The organism is Candidatus Saccharimonas sp., assembly GCA_015256915.3.
GTDB lineage: Bacteria > Patescibacteriota > Saccharimonadia > Saccharimonadales > Saccharimonadaceae > Nanogingivalis.
Genome location: CP076101.2, coordinates 129,005 through 145,069, shown reverse-complemented (window position 1 = coordinate 145,069; position 16,065 = coordinate 129,005). Strand labels below are relative to the sequence as shown.

At 36.1% G+C, this 16,065-nt stretch carries 18 protein-coding genes and 2 tRNA genes; all 20 read right to left on the bottom strand.

The window, feature by feature from the left end; translation table 11 throughout:
* Nucleotides 1-62 precede the first annotated feature (62 nt).
* Nucleotides 63-539 (bottom strand): hypothetical protein, encoded by a 477-nt coding sequence (locus tag HXL38_000765; GenBank protein QWB91094.2) that lies wholly within the window; start codon nt 537-539, stop codon nt 63-65.
* 89 nt (nt 540-628) lie between these two features.
* Nucleotides 629-3,526, bottom strand: coding sequence for an isoleucine--tRNA ligase (gene ileS, locus HXL38_000760; GenBank protein QWB91093.2), 2,898 nt, complete (start codon nt 3,524-3,526; stop codon nt 629-631).
* An 8-nt stretch (nt 3,527-3,534) separates the two neighbouring features.
* Nucleotides 3,535-4,452 carry a hypothetical protein gene (locus HXL38_000755; protein ID QWB91092.1) on the bottom strand — a complete coding sequence of 306 codons (918 nt, stop codon included), beginning with the start codon at nt 4,450-4,452 and terminating at the stop codon, nt 3,535-3,537.
* A 604-nt stretch (nt 4,453-5,056) separates the two neighbouring features.
* Nucleotides 5,057-5,251 (bottom strand): hypothetical protein, encoded by a 195-nt coding sequence (locus HXL38_000750; GenBank protein QWB91091.1) that lies wholly within the window; start codon nt 5,249-5,251, stop codon nt 5,057-5,059.
* A 19-nt stretch (nt 5,252-5,270) separates the two neighbouring features.
* Nucleotides 5,271-5,642 carry a hypothetical protein gene (locus HXL38_000745; protein QWB91090.1) on the bottom strand — a complete coding sequence of 124 codons (372 nt, stop codon included), beginning with the start codon at nt 5,640-5,642 and terminating at the stop codon, nt 5,271-5,273.
* 163 nt (nt 5,643-5,805) lie between these two features.
* Complete coding sequence (locus HXL38_000740) at nt 5,806-6,066, bottom strand: hypothetical protein (protein ID QWB91089.1); 261 nt, start codon at nt 6,064-6,066, stop codon at nt 5,806-5,808.
* Nucleotides 6,044-6,499 (bottom strand): transcriptional repressor NrdR, encoded by a 456-nt coding sequence (locus tag HXL38_000735; GenBank protein QWB91088.1) that lies wholly within the window; start codon nt 6,497-6,499, stop codon nt 6,044-6,046. The genes HXL38_000740 and HXL38_000735 overlap by 23 nt, the downstream gene beginning before the upstream one ends.
* A complete protein-coding gene (ftsZ, locus tag HXL38_000730; GenBank protein QWB91087.1) occupies nt 6,499-7,722 on the bottom strand; it encodes a cell division protein FtsZ in 1,224 nt (407 codons plus the stop codon). The genes HXL38_000735 and ftsZ overlap by 1 nt, the downstream gene beginning before the upstream one ends.
* A gap of 33 nt (nt 7,723-7,755) precedes the next feature.
* Nucleotides 7,756-8,970: a cell division protein FtsA gene (gene ftsA / locus HXL38_000725; GenBank protein ID QWB91086.1), complete on the bottom strand. Its 1,215-nt coding sequence runs from the start codon at nt 8,968-8,970 to the stop codon at nt 7,756-7,758.
* A gap of 143 nt (nt 8,971-9,113) precedes the next feature.
* Nucleotides 9,114-9,199 (bottom strand) — tRNA-Tyr (locus HXL38_000720).
* 26 nt (nt 9,200-9,225) lie between these two features.
* A tRNA-Thr gene (locus HXL38_000715) sits at nt 9,226-9,302 on the bottom strand.
* Nucleotides 9,303-9,362: 60 nt separating this feature from the next.
* The gene (locus HXL38_000710) at nt 9,363-10,274 is read right to left on the bottom strand and encodes a cation diffusion facilitator family transporter (protein ID QWB91085.1); all 912 of its coding nucleotides are present in this window, start codon (nt 10,272-10,274) and stop codon (nt 9,363-9,365) included.
* 11 nt (nt 10,275-10,285) lie between these two features.
* A complete protein-coding gene (gene map, locus HXL38_000705) occupies nt 10,286-11,056 on the bottom strand; it encodes a type I methionyl aminopeptidase (protein ID QWB91084.1) in 771 nt (256 codons plus the stop codon).
* Nucleotides 11,044-11,592, bottom strand: coding sequence for a nucleoside monophosphate kinase (locus HXL38_000700; protein ID QWB91083.1), 549 nt, complete (start codon nt 11,590-11,592; stop codon nt 11,044-11,046). Before HXL38_000700 ends, map begins: the two co-directional genes overlap by 13 nt.
* Nucleotides 11,593-11,785: 193 nt before the next feature.
* Entirely contained in the window at nt 11,786-12,223 is a 438-nt protein-coding gene (locus tag HXL38_000695) for a GatB/YqeY domain-containing protein (GenBank protein ID QWB91082.1), read from the bottom strand.
* 50 nt (nt 12,224-12,273) lie between these two features.
* Nucleotides 12,274-12,492, bottom strand: a complete 219-nt coding sequence (locus HXL38_000690) for a 30S ribosomal protein S21 (protein ID QWB91081.1) — start codon at nt 12,490-12,492, stop codon at nt 12,274-12,276.
* Between the two features lie 87 nt (nt 12,493-12,579).
* Nucleotides 12,580-12,888, bottom strand: a complete 309-nt coding sequence (locus HXL38_000685) for a TM2 domain-containing protein (protein ID QWB91080.1) — start codon at nt 12,886-12,888, stop codon at nt 12,580-12,582.
* A 67-nt stretch (nt 12,889-12,955) separates the two neighbouring features.
* A complete protein-coding gene (locus HXL38_000680; protein QWB91079.1) occupies nt 12,956-13,990 on the bottom strand; it encodes a glycosyltransferase family 4 protein in 1,035 nt (344 codons plus the stop codon).
* 7 nt (nt 13,991-13,997) lie between these two features.
* On the bottom strand, nt 13,998-15,620 hold the full coding sequence (gene recJ / locus HXL38_000675; protein ID QWB91268.1) for a single-stranded-DNA-specific exonuclease RecJ: 1,623 nt from the start codon (nt 15,618-15,620) through the stop codon (nt 13,998-14,000).
* A gap of 25 nt (nt 15,621-15,645) precedes the next feature.
* Nucleotides 15,646-15,966, bottom strand: coding sequence for an ArsR family transcriptional regulator (locus tag HXL38_000670; protein ID QWB91078.1), 321 nt, complete (start codon nt 15,964-15,966; stop codon nt 15,646-15,648).
* Between the last annotated feature and the right edge of the window lie 99 nt (nt 15,967-16,065).

Genomic DNA, 16,065 nt, shown 5'->3' with positions numbered 1-16,065 from the left:
AAAAGTCAATACTTTTTTAAAAATAAAATCGATATTTCTACCGATTTTATTTTTTCTAGATATTAAGCTGCGATTTTTCCAGAAATTGCTCGAATAATGTTCGAAAAACGTTTCCCTGCTGAGATTTCTCGAGGAATAGATTTTATTGTACTAATTTCTTGAACGAGTTGTTCTTGTGTTTTAAACTGATTTTCACGCAAGATAAATTTATCTTCACGACCCTCATAAGTTTCAAAATTTGCACCATAATCTTCGAAATGCGTAATATGCATATTTCGAATTTCATCTTCATGCAAGAAAAAACTATTGCTTTCGCGGTTAGCATATCGTTCAGCTAGCGCATAAATATTGTTCAAGTTTTCAAGAGCTTCTTTTTTTGAACTCTCTTGAGATTCTTCAATTTCTTTTTGCTGTTCTGAACTTAAACTTTCGAAAGAGTCAAATTTAAAATCTTGAAATTCTTCAAAGCTATTCTCTCGCTCAAGAGATTTTTTATCTTGCTCGTTCGTGTTATAATCGTTTATCTTAAAATTTTCCATTTTTGCCTTTTGATTTTTCATGTTTTTTATTTAAAAAATAACTTATGCTTGTATTATAGCATAAGTTATTTTGATTGTCAATATTTTGGTTAAGCTTTTTTGAGTGAAATTTTTACTTCTGAACCTTCAACTTTTACAACCTGAACAAAATCAAGTTCATTTTCTGAAATTTCAGCCTTTGTAGCCAAAACTTCTTTCGAAATTTCTTGTTCAAATTTTTTGAACGAATCAAGAACTTCAGTATTTTCAGATACAAAGTTAAGCTCAATTCTATCATCAACGTTTAGGCCAGCTTTTTTGCGTGCTGCCTGAATGTGGCGAATAATCTCACGCATTAAGCCTTCTGCATGAAGCTCAGGAGTTAGCTCAAAGTCAAATTCAACACCCTCAACGCCAAACTCAACATTTTTAACGTTTAATTCTTCCATTAGAATTGGCGTAAAATCAAAAGATTTTGCATTTTGCGGAACTTTTACGCTAGCTAACGGTTGGCGAATTTTTACGCCATTTTTTGCTCGAAGCGCAAGAGCTTCATTCACGTAACCGCGAACTTCAGCCATTTCAGAAAGTAAGCTCTCATCAATCTCGCCAGCCTCTGGCCAATCTTTCAAATGAACTGAGCCATCACCAACCATTTTACCCCAAAGTTCTTCTGCTAAGAAAGGCACAAATGGCGCAAGAATCAACGCAAGATAGCTCAAAACATAGTGGAGTGTTTGATAGGCCTGAAGTTTATCGGTACCATTTTCGCTCTTCCAGAAACGACGGCGCGAACGGCGGACAAACCAGTTCGAAGCGTCATCGAGGAATGGCAAAACGCCTTCAAGAGCACGTGGAATATTATAAACATTCATATTTTCAGTGATTTCGTTTCGAAGCTCATGAACACGACTCACAATCCATTTATCAAGCGGGTTTTTAAGATCTTTTGAAGGATCTTTAAGCTCGCCATTAAATTCCCAACCATCAACACTCGCATACATTGTGAAGAAATCATACATATTCCAAATCATTGAAAGCTTGCGCGCAACATCTGAGACATCCTTATCGTGAAGCGCAAAATCTTCGCCATTCAAAAGTGGACTCGTTAGTAACAAAAATCGCAAACTATCAGCTGAATATTGATCCATTAGTTCGTTCGGATCGGTGTAGTTTCCAAGAGATTTACTCATTTTTCGGCCATCATTTCCAGCAACAACACCAGTTGTAATAACGTTTTTGAAGGCATTCTTACCAAACAAAGCAGTATTTACAGCGTGAACATAATAGAACCACGCACGAACCTGGCCAATGTATTCAACAATAAAATCACCTGGGAAATTCTTTTCGAACTTCTCTTTATTTTCGAAAGGATAATGGAATTGTGCAAATGGCATTGAGCCACTTTCGAACCAGCAGTCAAGCACTTTGTCAATTCGAGTGTATTTTTCACCATCAATTTCGAAAGTAATTTCATCAACCCAAGGTCGGTGATAATCTTCAAGCTCCACGCCACTCAATTCTTTAAGTTCTGCATAAGATCCAATAACACGAATCTTACCGCTTTCAGACTTCCAAACTGGCATTGCTGTCGCCCAAAAACGATCGCGCGACAAATTCCAATCTGGTGCAGCTTCAAGATTTTTTTCAAAACGACCGTGCTTCAAGTGCGCTGGGAACCAGTTGATGTTTTCATTTTGCTCAAGCATTAATTCTTTTTGTCCTTGAATATCAAAGAACCAGCTCGGGTGCGCGCGATACATCAATCGATGGCCAGTACGCGGATTGTGTGGATACTCGTGACGAATGTAATCGATTCTCCAAACAACGCCACGCTCTTTCAAAATTTTGGCAAGTAGCTTATTAAATTCCCAAACATCTTCGCCCGCAAATTCGCCGTGAAGGTATTTTCCATATTCATCAAGAACGTGAAAAACTGGAATTCCATATTTTTTACCAAAGTTGAAGTCTTCTTCACCATAAGCTGGTGCGGAGTGAACAATTCCCGTTCCGCTTTCAAGAGAAACATAATCTGCACCCCAAACTTTATAAGCGTTCTCTTCACCTTCGCCCGAATATTTCGAATCTTCGAAAAGTGGTTCGTAGCTCAAACCAACCAATTCTGAACCATCAATTAAATTAACAATTTCAAAATGAATCGGCTGCTTTTTCTCATCAATAAAAACTTTTTCGAGCAAATCTTTTGCCAAAATGAAGAATTCATCGCCAACTTTTACTTTCGCGTAGGTAATTTCAGGATTAACAAATAGTCCCATATTTGCCGGTAAAGTCCAAGGAGTTGTTGTCCAAGCGAGCATTGCAGTTTTATCTTTTGAGCCTTCTGTATCTTCAAAATCTTTCAACCAAAACTTCACAAAAACGCTTGGGTCGGTTACGGTTTTATAGGCGTCGTTATCCATTGTGACTTCACTTTTCGAAAGTGGAGTTGCCCACGCCGTATCATACATCAAAACACGTTCACCTTCATAAATTTTACCTTTTTCGTAAAGAGTTTTAAACGCCCACCAAACACTTTCCATGAAATCTTTGTCCATCGTTTTGTAGGCATTTTTAAATTCAACCCAACGACCAATGCGATCAATCGTATTCTCCCAAAGCGCCGCATTTGAGACCATACTTTCACGCGCAGTTGTGATATATTCGGCGAGCGAAATTTTTTCACCAACTTCGTGCCGAGAAGTGATACCGAGCTTTTTTTCAACAAAGTTTTCGGCTGGCAAACCGTGCGTATCCCAACCCCAACGGCGTTCAACTCTTTTGCCAAGCATCGTTTGGTAGCGCGGAACGACGTCTTTTACGATTGAACTAAGAAGTGTTCCGTGGTGCGGCACGCCAGTGATAAAAGGAGGGCCGTCATAAAACACGAAAGCGTTGTCTTCGCTACGGTTTTCAACTGATTGCTCGAAAGTTTTTTCTGCTTTCCATCGCGCCAAAACATCAGCTTCATATTCTTTTGCTTGTCTTCTTGAATTTGCTTGAAATTTCATTTTTCCTCCTACGAATTCACTTTATAACTTAGTCTCATCATTTCTTTTGCGGCCTCCAATTGATCAATATTATCTATTTTTAACTGAAAATCGCCAGTAGCCCAATGTCCTTTTTTTGAAACATCTTCAACATTAGGATATAATTTTGAATCAAAATCAGAATAATTAATATTAAGATTTAAATACAGAGAGTTTCTTTGGATAATAATACTAAAAATATTCTTCTTATTTACTTTAAATACTAAATATAATTTTTTAACTTCAAATTTAATTTCTGGACTAATATTCTCAGCAAAATCTTTTAATTCCCAATAAAACTCCTGAATGAAATCTGAACCTTTTGACACCAACTCATCTTCACTATAGTGAATAATTTCCTTAAGTACGGCTTTTTCATCTTTACTATTATTCGTTATACTTACTCGACTTTTTTGATCTCTTCCCTTTTTCATACCCTTTTGCAAGTATTCTACTATATCACCATATTTTCTAAACTCATATAACTCGACCGGGAAATTTTCGGTAGTATATTCGCTTGCCCTAAGCTGATATTCAGTAAATTTCGGAGAGATAAGAATTACACGAGATTGAGACCAATCAATTTCTGGTATTCCTCCTCCATTTTTCTCAATAAATTTTAAAATAAAAGCTTCTTTATTTTTCAGCATTAATGATAAATAAGCCAAACCCTGATCCGCAACAGAATCACTTTTGATCTTTTTATATTCAATGATCACAAAGCTATTACTCTCATTATCAAATGCCAAAGTATCTATCCGTAGGCTATCAACAGCAAATTCTGTTTCTATAAATCTTAGACCAAAAACTTCTTCAAGGTTATCTTCAGTCATTTTTTGAATGTCCTTCTCAAGATATTTTTGAGAAACATTCTCCTGTTTGATAGCTGTTAATTTTTTATCATTCAACCTATAAAGCATAATTCCTACCCTCTCCTAAATTAAAAATCACTTCTTTCGAATTCGAGAACCCAGCAAGCTCGGCGATACCATCTCGATTCCAAAAGAAGTGATTCTTTTAGCCCTTAATTTTAGCTTTTACGGAGCCTTCCCGCCCAGTTCTAATCAGTTTTCAAAACCTTTCTTCTGGGAGCTTCGCGGTTGATAGCCACTCATTTATCAAAATAAAATGCTTTTATGATTTTATTTTATCAAAATTTAAAGATATTTTCAAGCTTTTAAGCGTTTTATTTATTACTATCCTTCGGACAGCTAAGTAAAGCCGACACGACACTATTATTTACCACTTTTAGAAATTTCCAACATTTCATCTGCAACTTTTTAGTACCTTAGTTTGCTAAATAAATATCTAGTCTATCATTAGTTGTACGCAAGTTACTTCCTCGCTGGTTTGAATACATTAAGCTCCATATCGCTCATTAGATTGTAATTGCCACCTGTAAACCATCCAAGTATCTCATCTTTAAAGCTTAATTAGTTGCCATATCCCCTTAATAATTTAGAATATGACATAATTACAGATGGATATAATAAAAATAGTGTAATATTTACACTATTTTAAATTTTGAGTAATAAGAGATGGGAGAGAAGATAAATAAAAATAAGTAATAGCAGCTCCTATAATATTTAATAAAAATTGAGTGGCAACAATAAAAGTTATAACATTAACATTAGCTTGAATACTTCGTTGAATTTTGTATTGAGCTTCTAAATAGTCCTTTTCGGTAAATTCATTTTTTTCTTGCATAAACAACTCCATTAAATTTTTATATTTCTGAATCATCAGTATAAGATTTAATTATGCGTGATTTTCTGAAATAATAATAGGGAACTTGTAGAGCAACGAAGAAAAGCCAAGCAAAAGAAGAGCTGTTTTTTTGTGAATTAGATATAAAAAACATAAGCATAAAAAAGAAAGATAGCCACAAAACGTGTTTTCGCATTTTAGCAACTTCTTGGCGTATATCGTGCTTAAGCCGTTGTCTTAAAAGATTTCTTGTCTCGATCGCTAAAGCTTCTTTTTGAGTGTTTTCTTGATATACATCTGAAGCTTTTTGTTGAATTTCTCTTGAAGCAAAACTTTTATTTTCTTCAATTTCAATATTACTATTTAGTGGCTCTATTGTTTTTCTATCCATATTTTAATTATATATCAAGAATAAGCTTATTTCAATAAATGTTATAGTTCCTTAACAATTTAGAATATTGATATAATTATTTTTAATAATATATAATGCTAAAATAGAGTATATATCCAAATAAAATTATTATCAATACAAAAAAACACGCTATTTTTTTAGCTTAGCGTGCATAGTATGCGACTTCATCAATTAATGGCAAAGGTTGCCCGTGCCACATCTGCAAAAGTCGGCCATCATCAGCAATTGCTAAGATTGTTGGATATTCAACTATATCATAAGCTCGCAAGAAGAATTGATTTCTACCATCATCTGGGTTCTTTTGCTCAATTTCGAGCCCAGTTTGCTTTTCGAAATCGTCAACATATTCTCGAACTTCACGGCCATGATCGCTAGCATCTTTATAAACTACTACAATTCTCATTTTCACCTCTAACTTTTACTAAAATGTCTTCGAAATCTTCAACCGTTTCAAAGCCATTAAAAACACTCGCAAAACGAATATACGCAACCTTGTTCATCTCAAACAATACCGAAAGAACCGTCTCGCCAATCTGGTGCGAAGAAACTTTACTTGATTTTTGAAGAAGTTCATTCTCGACACGATTAATAATTTCTTCAACTTGAAGGTCAGAAATGAACTTACCAATTGAACGAATAATTGAACTTTTAAGCTTTTCACGGCTAAAATCCTCGCGACCACCGTGCGACTTCATCACAACAATTCGTGGTTTTTCGATCCGCTCATAGGTGGTAAAACGAGTACCGTCTGGCGCAACTCGGCGGCGGCGCACAGATTGACCGTCAACTGACATTCTACTTTCCAAAACTTTTGTTTCGTCAAGATTAAATTCCATTAATCTTCCTTTTTATTACGTTTTCGGCGTCGCAAAAATGCAGGAATATCGCTTTCGTCCTTTTCTTCTTCGTCTTGAGCCCAAATATTTTTAGTTTCGATATCACTAGCAAAATCTTCGGCTGAAGTTTTTTCTTCATTATTTAATTCCATATCAATTGCGTTCGAAATTGTATGGTTGATTTCTTGCGCTTCAGTATGTTCATCTTCAAGATTAAAAGTTTTCGAAACAGCACTTTCGAGCGAATTTATTACAGGCTCATTGTAATCACGATCAAAACCAGTTGCAACAACTGTGATAATCAATTCATCTTCAAGCTCAGGTTTAAGTGTTGCACCAAAAATAATATTCGCATCCGGAGCAACGGCACCAGTAATAATTTCAGCCGCCTCCTGAATCTCGCTCATACTCATATCATAGCCACCAGCAACATTAAATAGAACACCACGTGCGCCATCAATAGAAACCTCAATCATTGGGCTTTCGATAGCCTGTTCGGCAGCTTTTTGAGCACGATTATCGCCACTGGCACGGCCAATTCCCATTAAAGCAGAACCGGCATTGCTCATAATTGATTTAACATCTGCGAAGTCAAGGTTGATTAAGCCATGCTCGGTAATAAGTTCGGAAACGCCCTGAACACCTTGCCGAAGAACATCGTCAGCAATTTTAAAAGTTTCAAGAAGCGGCAAATTCCTATCAACAGTTTGAAGAAGACGATCATTTGGGATTGTTATTAGAGTATCAACCGCAGCGGCAAGCTTTTCAATTGCCCAATCAGCATTAGTTTTGCGTTTTGCACCCTCGAAAGTAAATGGACGTGTTGCAACGCCAATAACTAAAATTCCCATTTCACGAGCAATTTCAGCCACAACGTGACCAGCTCCAGAACCAGTTCCACCACCAGCACCAATGGCGATAAATACCATATCGGCCCCATCAAGAGCCTCGCGAATTTCTTCTCGAGATTCAAGAGCGGCACTCTCACCGACAATAGGATCAGCACCAGCGCCTAAACCATTTGTAGTTTCACGACCGAGGTGGATTTTCTTGTCAGCCTTTGATTTATATAAAGCTTGTGCATCAGTATTCATCGCAATAAACTCGATGTTACTCAAACCAACATCTTTCATTCGATTAACGGCGCTTCCACCGGCACCACCGATACCTACAACTTTAATTTTAGCAAAAGTTTGAACTTCATTTGGTATAATTTCTGGCATTTCTTCTCCTTAATCTACTCCCATTATATCACTTTATTGTTTTTTCTTAAATAATTTTGCAAAAAATCCGATTTTCGCTGGCTCTTCATCTCTATAACTATTATATCTCGAAGTATTATCGCGCATTTCGATTAACAAACCGACTGCAGCAGAATATTCGAGTGTTTTAACCTTTTCAGAAACCGTATTATCAATTCCATTTTTACTAATCTGTACTGCAAGCTGAAGGTATTTTTTCGCAAATGTGTCAATTCCTTTAAGAGCTGCTCCACCTCCAGTTAGTACAATACCGCCTGGTAATTGATTTTCAAAGCCAGACTTTCGAAGAACCTTTCGAACTTCCTCAAAAATTTCTTCAACCCTTGCCTCAATAATTTCATCAATTTCTTGCGTATTAAAGCTGTAATGCTCGCGACCATGTTTCACAACAATATCGCTATTATCTTCTCTTTCGAAAGCAAAACCGTGCTTAATTTTAATTTCTTCAGCAACTTCTGGAGAAACTTTTAGCCCAATCGCAAGATCGTTAGTAATATTTATCCCTCCGAGCGGAATATTTTCAATGAATTGCAGATTGCCATCTTCGAAAATCACAATACCAGTCGTTGAAGCCCCCAAATCAATAACAACAACGCCATTTTCTTTTTGGTTTTCAGTTAGTACAGCCCGAGCTGAAGCTACCGCACTTGGAATGTATAAATTCGAAGAAATATCAAGCCGCTCCAAAATATTTTCAACATTTTCAACTTGTATTCTTGGTGCAAAAATTGCGTTTCCATAAACCTCAAGTCGCGTTCCAACCATTTCGAAAGGATCAGCAATCCCTTCTTGATTATCAACATTATAATAATAAGGTATAAACTTCAAGATTTCTCGATTTTCTGGGATTTTGCCAATCAATGCAACATCTTCAACTCGGTAAATATCTTCATCACTAACCAAGCCTTTTTCTGAGTTCACTGCAACCATTCCGTCTACTTTTGTACTCAAAATTTGCGTGCCATTAACACTCACGGCTGCTATTTCCGTTTTATAGCCACTCATGCGTTCAGCTTCAGCAAGAGCTTTATCAATCGCACGATAAACATTTTCTGGATGCGTAACAACACCTTTTTTAAGTCCAGAATTTTCAGCCGATCCAAGCCCCAAAATATTTGGCGAGCCATCTCTATCAAAGTTCGCAATAAGCACACGAACCTTGCTTGTTCCAATATCTATTCCTACCACATATCGAGAATTCTCATTCATAGTTATATTATACCGTTAATGCTAATTTTTAGCAAGAGTAAAAATAATAAAACCAACAAAATTTATATTTTTATTTCAAGGTAGAATATAAAAAATAAAAAAACACCCTCGCAGTAGGTGGGTGTTTTTTTAAAAATAATTTCTGGTGCTGGGAGAAAGATTCGAACTTTCGAAGGCATCTGCCGACAGATTTACAGTCTGTTGTGTTTGACCGCTTCACTATCCCAGCATTCAACTCTTGTATTAAAAAATACTTGGAGCCACCTTTCGGATTCGAACCGAAGGCCTGCTGTTTACAAAACAGCTGCTCTAACCAGCTGAGCTAAGGTGGCACAACCAAGTACATTAATAATTATACACGAGCCTTTTCAAAATTGCAAGCACTTTTTTGATTATTTTTCTAAAAACTCAATTGTTGAATCTACAATTTGAAAATCTGGTAAAAAATGGGAGATTTTTTTGCGAATCTCAGTAGCTCTTGAAATATCGCTCACAAAAATTCTTGCCGTAAAAATATGTTCCGCTCCGTCAAGGCTCCAAAAATGAATATTTTCAATTTTCAAAACACCTTCAATCGCTAAAATTTGCTTTTTAATTTTGTTCAAATTTTTTATACTTGGTGCACGTTGAGTTAAGATTTTTAAAACTCCCCAAGCATTCGAAATTGCCCCCCAAGAAATAAATAATAAAATACATAAACTCGCCACGCGATCGAGTATATGAAGTCCTGAAAATGAAATTAAAACAGAGGTAATAAATGTTAAAATCCAACCAAGCAGATCTTCAATTAAGTGGAGCGAAACTGTTCGGTCAAGAATATTTTTCGAACCATATAAGCGTGCTGCAGCGAATAAATTTACTAAAATCCCCACAATTGAAACAATCATTAACCCTGGAACATTTACATATGGGTGAGCATGCGGAAAAGTAAATTCATAATATACAGAAATCACCATTGTGTATGAAAGCCATAAAATCACACCAGTATTTAAAAGAGCCCCAAGCGCTGCAAAACGTTTATAACCATAGCTCATTGCGGAAGTTGGTTTTTTCTTGCTTAGTTTATTTAAAATCAATGTAATCGTAAGCAAAATTGCATCACCTAAATCGTGAACAGCATCAGCCGAAATCGCCGCCGAACTAAAAAGTGTGCCAAAGAAAAACTCCGCAATCGAAAAACCCAAATTTAAACCAATCGCTAATGGAAGATTACTCGATTTTTTATGATCATGTACCATTCCAAAATGAGCATGCATTTGTTTGCAAGCTTTTTTCTCTTTCGAAAATTTGCCTTTCCCTCCCATTTTTCGAAATTTTATTCTAGCGTAAGAATTTCTGCTCCATCTTTTGTGACTAAAATGGTGTGCTCAAAATGTGCCGAAAGTGAACCATCTCTCATTAAAACATCCCATTTACTATCTGTTCCATTGAAAATTACATCACCCTTACCCAGTGAAGTCATTGGCTCGATACAAAAAGTGTCACCCTCTTGAAAAGCTACACCCATACCAGCTTTACCATAATTTGGAACTTCTGGTGCCATATGCATTTTTAAGCCAACACCATGACCAACCAATTCCCGAACATTACCAAGTTTTGATTTTTTTAGCGATTTTTCAACTGCCGCACCAATATCGCCAGTTTTCACGCCAGGCTTAACAACAGCAATTCCAGCTGAAAGCGCTTTTTTAGTATCGTTCAAGAGATGCTTAACTGCTCCTTTTGGCTCTTCACCAATCACGGTTGTTGTGGCAGAATCAGTCATCATTCCTTTAAACTCAATTACCATGTCAAATTTTACCACATCACCTTTTTCGAAAGGGATATCATTTGGCGCGCCGTGGACAACACAATCATTCACTGAAATACAAACTACACCAGGAAAATTTACCTCTGGCGTGAGATAAGCAGATTTTGCTCCATATTCTTTAATTTTCTTGCGCGCAAAAGCATCAACTTCAAGGCCAGTCGTGCCAACTTTTGAAAATTCCGTAAGCTCACGCAAAATTCGCGCGAGGATTTTTCCGCCCTCACGCATCGCCTGAATCTGCGCTTCAGTTTTATTACCAGTAATTAAATTCCGCACGATTCAATTTCCTCCATAATACGATCATGAACTTGACCAACCGTACCGGTTCCATCAATATGAGCAATTCTCACACCATTTTCATTAAAATAATTTAAAACTGGGTACATTTCTTGGCGATAAATTCGAAGTCGTTCATCAATAACTTCTGGTGTGTCATCAAGTCGACCACGAATTTCAAGCCGACGCATCAATTCACTTCGTGGCACCTCTAGAACAATTACCAAATCAACATTTCGGCCATGATTTTGCTTATTTTCAATTAGCCATTTAGCCTGAGCAAGCTGGCGTGGGTAACCATCAAGAATAACCTGTTTCACATTTTTACTGTTTGCACGATCAAGAGCCTCACCCATAACGCGATTAACAATTTCTGGGTCGACTAGCTTTCCCGTACTCATTCGCGCAAGAAGTTCGGGATCTTTACTATCACGCAAAAGCTGACCAGCGCCAAGCCAGCGCCAATCGTTTCGTGCTGCCAACAGATTACCTTGAACACTTTTACCAGCGCCTGCTGGACCAAAAAATACAATCATTAAATTCCTTTTGTTTTTAAAATTATATACTTTTACATTATAGCATAAAAATTTAAAAGTTAGAAATCTTAGCTAAATTAAGTAATATTTCAATTATTTTGTTATAGAGCTGGTATTTTAAGAAGTTAAACCTATATTTTATAACACTATTATAAAATGAAACCACGTTGTGATCACAATAATTACTTACTACTTACGAAAGTTCCTCTTTTACGATTTTTGCCAGAACCGCACCATCAGCAGAATTACCAAATTTTGCTTTCATTTTACTGATAATTGCGCCCATTTGTTTAATCGAAACTTCACCCATTATTGAAATTTCGTCTTTCACGGCTGCACGAATTTCTTCCTCACTCGCCATTTCCGGCAAATATTTTGAAAGAATTTCAGCTTCTTTTAATTCATTTTCAGCACGCTCTTCATCTAATAAACTTGCTGCTTCTTTGCGCTTTTTTACTTCTCGTGCAACCAAAGTTTCAATTTCAGTATCATTTAAGCCTTCTTCACGCTTACCAAGCTTTACTTCTTCGTCCAAAATCGAAGCCTTCAAGCCTCGCAAAACTGTAGTTTCGAAAGCATTTCGGGCAAGCATTGCAGTTTTTAAATCAGCACTAATTTGTTCTTTTAACATTTTCCTCCTTTAAAAATAAATCCAGCCTTTCGACTGGAATTTATGTTTTTTTAGCGAATACCAAGTCGCATTTTTTGTGCTTTTTCAGCACGGCGTTGATTTCGAACGATTGCTTTTTTGCGTCGTTCAACCTTACTTAGAGGCTTTGAAAATCGCATCGATGCTTTAGCTTCGCTCAAAACTCCACTTTGTAAAACTTTTCGATTAAAGCGACGAATAATATTTTCGTTAGCTTCTTTCTGGTCTTTCCTTGTTACACTAATACTCATACTGATTACTATTTTACCAAAGTTTTTTTAAAAAAGCAAGAAAAAAATAAAATCGCCCGATTTTGAACGATTTTATAATTTTCAAAACTATTTTTGAACTTTTGCATACTTTCCATTAACAAAATGGATTTCGTTATTTTGATCCATTTCGAAAAGATACACAATAGATAAAATCCAGTCGATCATCCAGCCAATTCCAAATAAGCCAAAAGTTAAAATATACAAGACCCCCATTCCAGCTTGACCACGCATGAATCGGTGAACGCCAAATAAACCAACAAACCAAGTCACTAAGAAATAGGCAATTCCATTAAGAGTTTTAGTATTAGCCACGAGAGCTGGCTGATTAATATTAATGTTAATGTTATTATTTAAACCCTTTGAACCTTCGTCCATATTTTCCTTTCTTTTTTAAGATTATGCCTAAATTATACCCCAACTCCAAATTATATTCAAGATTTTTTCACTTTAATTTTGCCTGTTCTTTATAAAAATCAATCCAAATTTTTAACAGCCTGTCTTCTGAATAATACTCTGAAATTTCTTTCGACTTCGCTTTAAATTCTTTTAATTTTTCTGGATTTTTCGAAATATCTTTAATTACTTCATTCATCTCTTCGAAATCTTTACCTGCCAAATATTTTCCTTCAAGAATATTTTTATATAAATCTAAATCTCGCAACATTATTGGCGCACCGCAACTAGCCGCTTCTAAAATAGACATTGGGAAAAGCTCCGCATAACTTGGTAGAAGAAACAAATCACAACTTGCATAAAACTTTCGAATTTCTTCGCGTGGAACAATTCCTAAAAATTTCAAATTTTTTGGTGGATTTTCAACTATTTTTTTGTATCGCTCATAGCCGCTGGTAATTTTTCCAAACGAAAAACCGCCAGCCCAAACAAATTTAACATTGGGATTATTTTCTGCTAATTTTACAAAATCATCAATGCCTTTACGCTGTTGAACTTGACCAACTCCAAAAACCACAATATCATTTTTTTTCCAGCCTTGTATTTTTCGAAACTCCTCTCGTTTTTCTTTACTTAAAGGCGACCATTTATCTTTTGCAACGAAATTCGGAATATAAGTTATTTTTTCTCGGTCGATACCAATTTTAACTAATTCCTCTTTAAAATCTGGATTCACAACCACTAAATGATCCATTTTATCATAAAATTTAATCAGATATTTTTTTACAATTTTTTCAGCAATTGCTGGCATATCTAAGCTACCATCAAGAGTGTCGGGAATTAAGTGAACGTAGCCAATTCTGCGGCCAGTATATTTTTTAAACTGTGCAGCTAGATAGAAATGTGGATCAATAGTGTGAAAATGCGTAATATCTGGATTTTTCGCACGAAGTGTTTTGGTAATTTTTAACTCGCTCTTTGCTCGATTCTCAAGAAGATTCATTAGCTCAGCATAAGCGCCGCCAACACCTTGGCCAGCAACCTTATCTGCAGAGCTCATCATATTCACATGGATTTTATTCATAGGACGATTATACACGCTTTCTCTCTAAATGTAAAATCTGCCCTTCAACATTTTTTTGCCCTTGCCATTCGTTCAGGCCAAGCGAAAAAACCACGTCAATTTCTTCACCAATTTCAGCAAAAAATTCTTCTGGCGCATTAAATTTTAACATTTTAATTTCATTCTCACCATCTGTTAAAGTTAGCTTTAAATGCTGTTTTTTATCGCCCATTTCTTGCCGAGCTACAACTCGCACCTTTTTAATTTCGAAAGTTGGTTCTTCATTTCCCTTTCCAAAAGGCTCAAGTGCTGTAATCTTTTCGAAAAGATCTAACGAAATTGGTGAAAAGTCTTCAAGTTGAATATCCACTTTCGGCAAAAGATATTCAAGCTGATTTTTGAGATTAAGCGAATCATAAAATTTATTAACGATTTTTCGAAATTCATTAATTTTCGAGGTCGGCAGAGTCACACCGGCTGCGGCATCATGACCACCGCCCTTAATAATGATTTTGCGCGCTTTATCAACGGCTTGACTTGCCGAAAATCCGCCAAAACTTCGCGCCGAACCTTTTGCAATTTCACCCTCAATTGAAATTACAAAAACTGGTTTTTTAAAGCGTTCAAGCAAACCACTCGCCACAATTCCAATAATCCCGTCATTAAAACTTTCATCCGCTAAAACTAAAACTTTATCATTTTCGAAATCCTTAGCTTTTTGAATTGCAATTTCGAGCGCTTCGTGTTGAATTTTACGGCGTTTTTTATTCAAATCATCAAGATTTTTAGCTTTTTCGAAAGCCACGAAAGCGTCGTTTTCAAGCATTAAATCCAGAGCCTTTTCAGCCGTTTCGAGCCGGCCAGCTGAATTGATTCGCGGGCCAATAATAAAACCAAGCGTTGAACTTTTTGGCTCTTTTACGCCGGCTAATGCAAGCATCGACTTCAAACCAGCTCGGCGAGTTTTCGAAAGGACTTTTAGCCCCCAAAAAATATTTTGGCGATTTTCGATAGTTTGCTCCATAATATCACAAACCGTGCCAAGCGCCACCATATCAAGAAACCATTTTTCTTGGCCAAGAGGCAAACCATTAAGTTTGGTTTGCAAGGCTTGAACCAATTTAAAAGCCACACCAACACCTGCAAATTTCTCAGCCTGCGGATATTTATTTTCTTTTCGGCGAGGATTTACAACCGCCACTGCATTCGGCTGAACTTCGGCAATATTATGATGATCGGTCACAATTGTATCAATTCCAAAGCCTTTTGCAAAATCAATTTCAGTATGGTTTAAACTTCCACAGTCAACTGTTAAAATTAGATTTGTTCCGCGTTCTGCTAAAATTTTAACGCCACGTTCGTTCATTCCATAGCCATCTTTAAAACGATCTGGCAAAAAATAATCTACATTCTTAAAGCCAAAACTTTCGAAAGCAGTTAAAATCACAGTTGAAGCTGACACACCGTCAACATCATAGTCGCCATAAACAGTGACTTTTTCTTGATTTTTATGAGCAACAAGCAATCGCTCGACTGCTTTTTCCATATCGGGCAATAAAAAAGGATCGTGCTGATTATCATAATCTGGGTTCAGAAAAGCCTCACGATTCTCTTTCGAAATTCCACGATTCTCTAAAATTTGTTCAAAAATTCGCTCCACCACTTTTTTAAAAAACCTACCTTTTTACAGATTTTTCAATATAGTTTCTAGAACGCGAAACACTATTTTGCTCGCGAACTTTTATTACAATTGATTGAAGCTCAGAAAAAAATAAAAAATTCGTATTTGCAAAATAAGTATATGTGTTCTTTTTCTTTTCTCTATACAAAAAACCAACTTTTTCAAGCTTAGCGAGCTCACGCTGAATATTCCCCGGGTCTTCTTTTAAAAGTTTCGCAAGACCACGAGAATGCATTTTAATTACAGGATACGTCACAAAAAACACAACAATTTTTCGCTTTACTCGTGATGTAATAAAAATATCTAAATCTACCATATACTCGCCTTTTCTTATTTCTATTTTACAAAATTTTCGATATTTTCGCAAGGCTTATTTTAGCATAAAAATATTTTATTTTTCGCTATTTTTGATGTA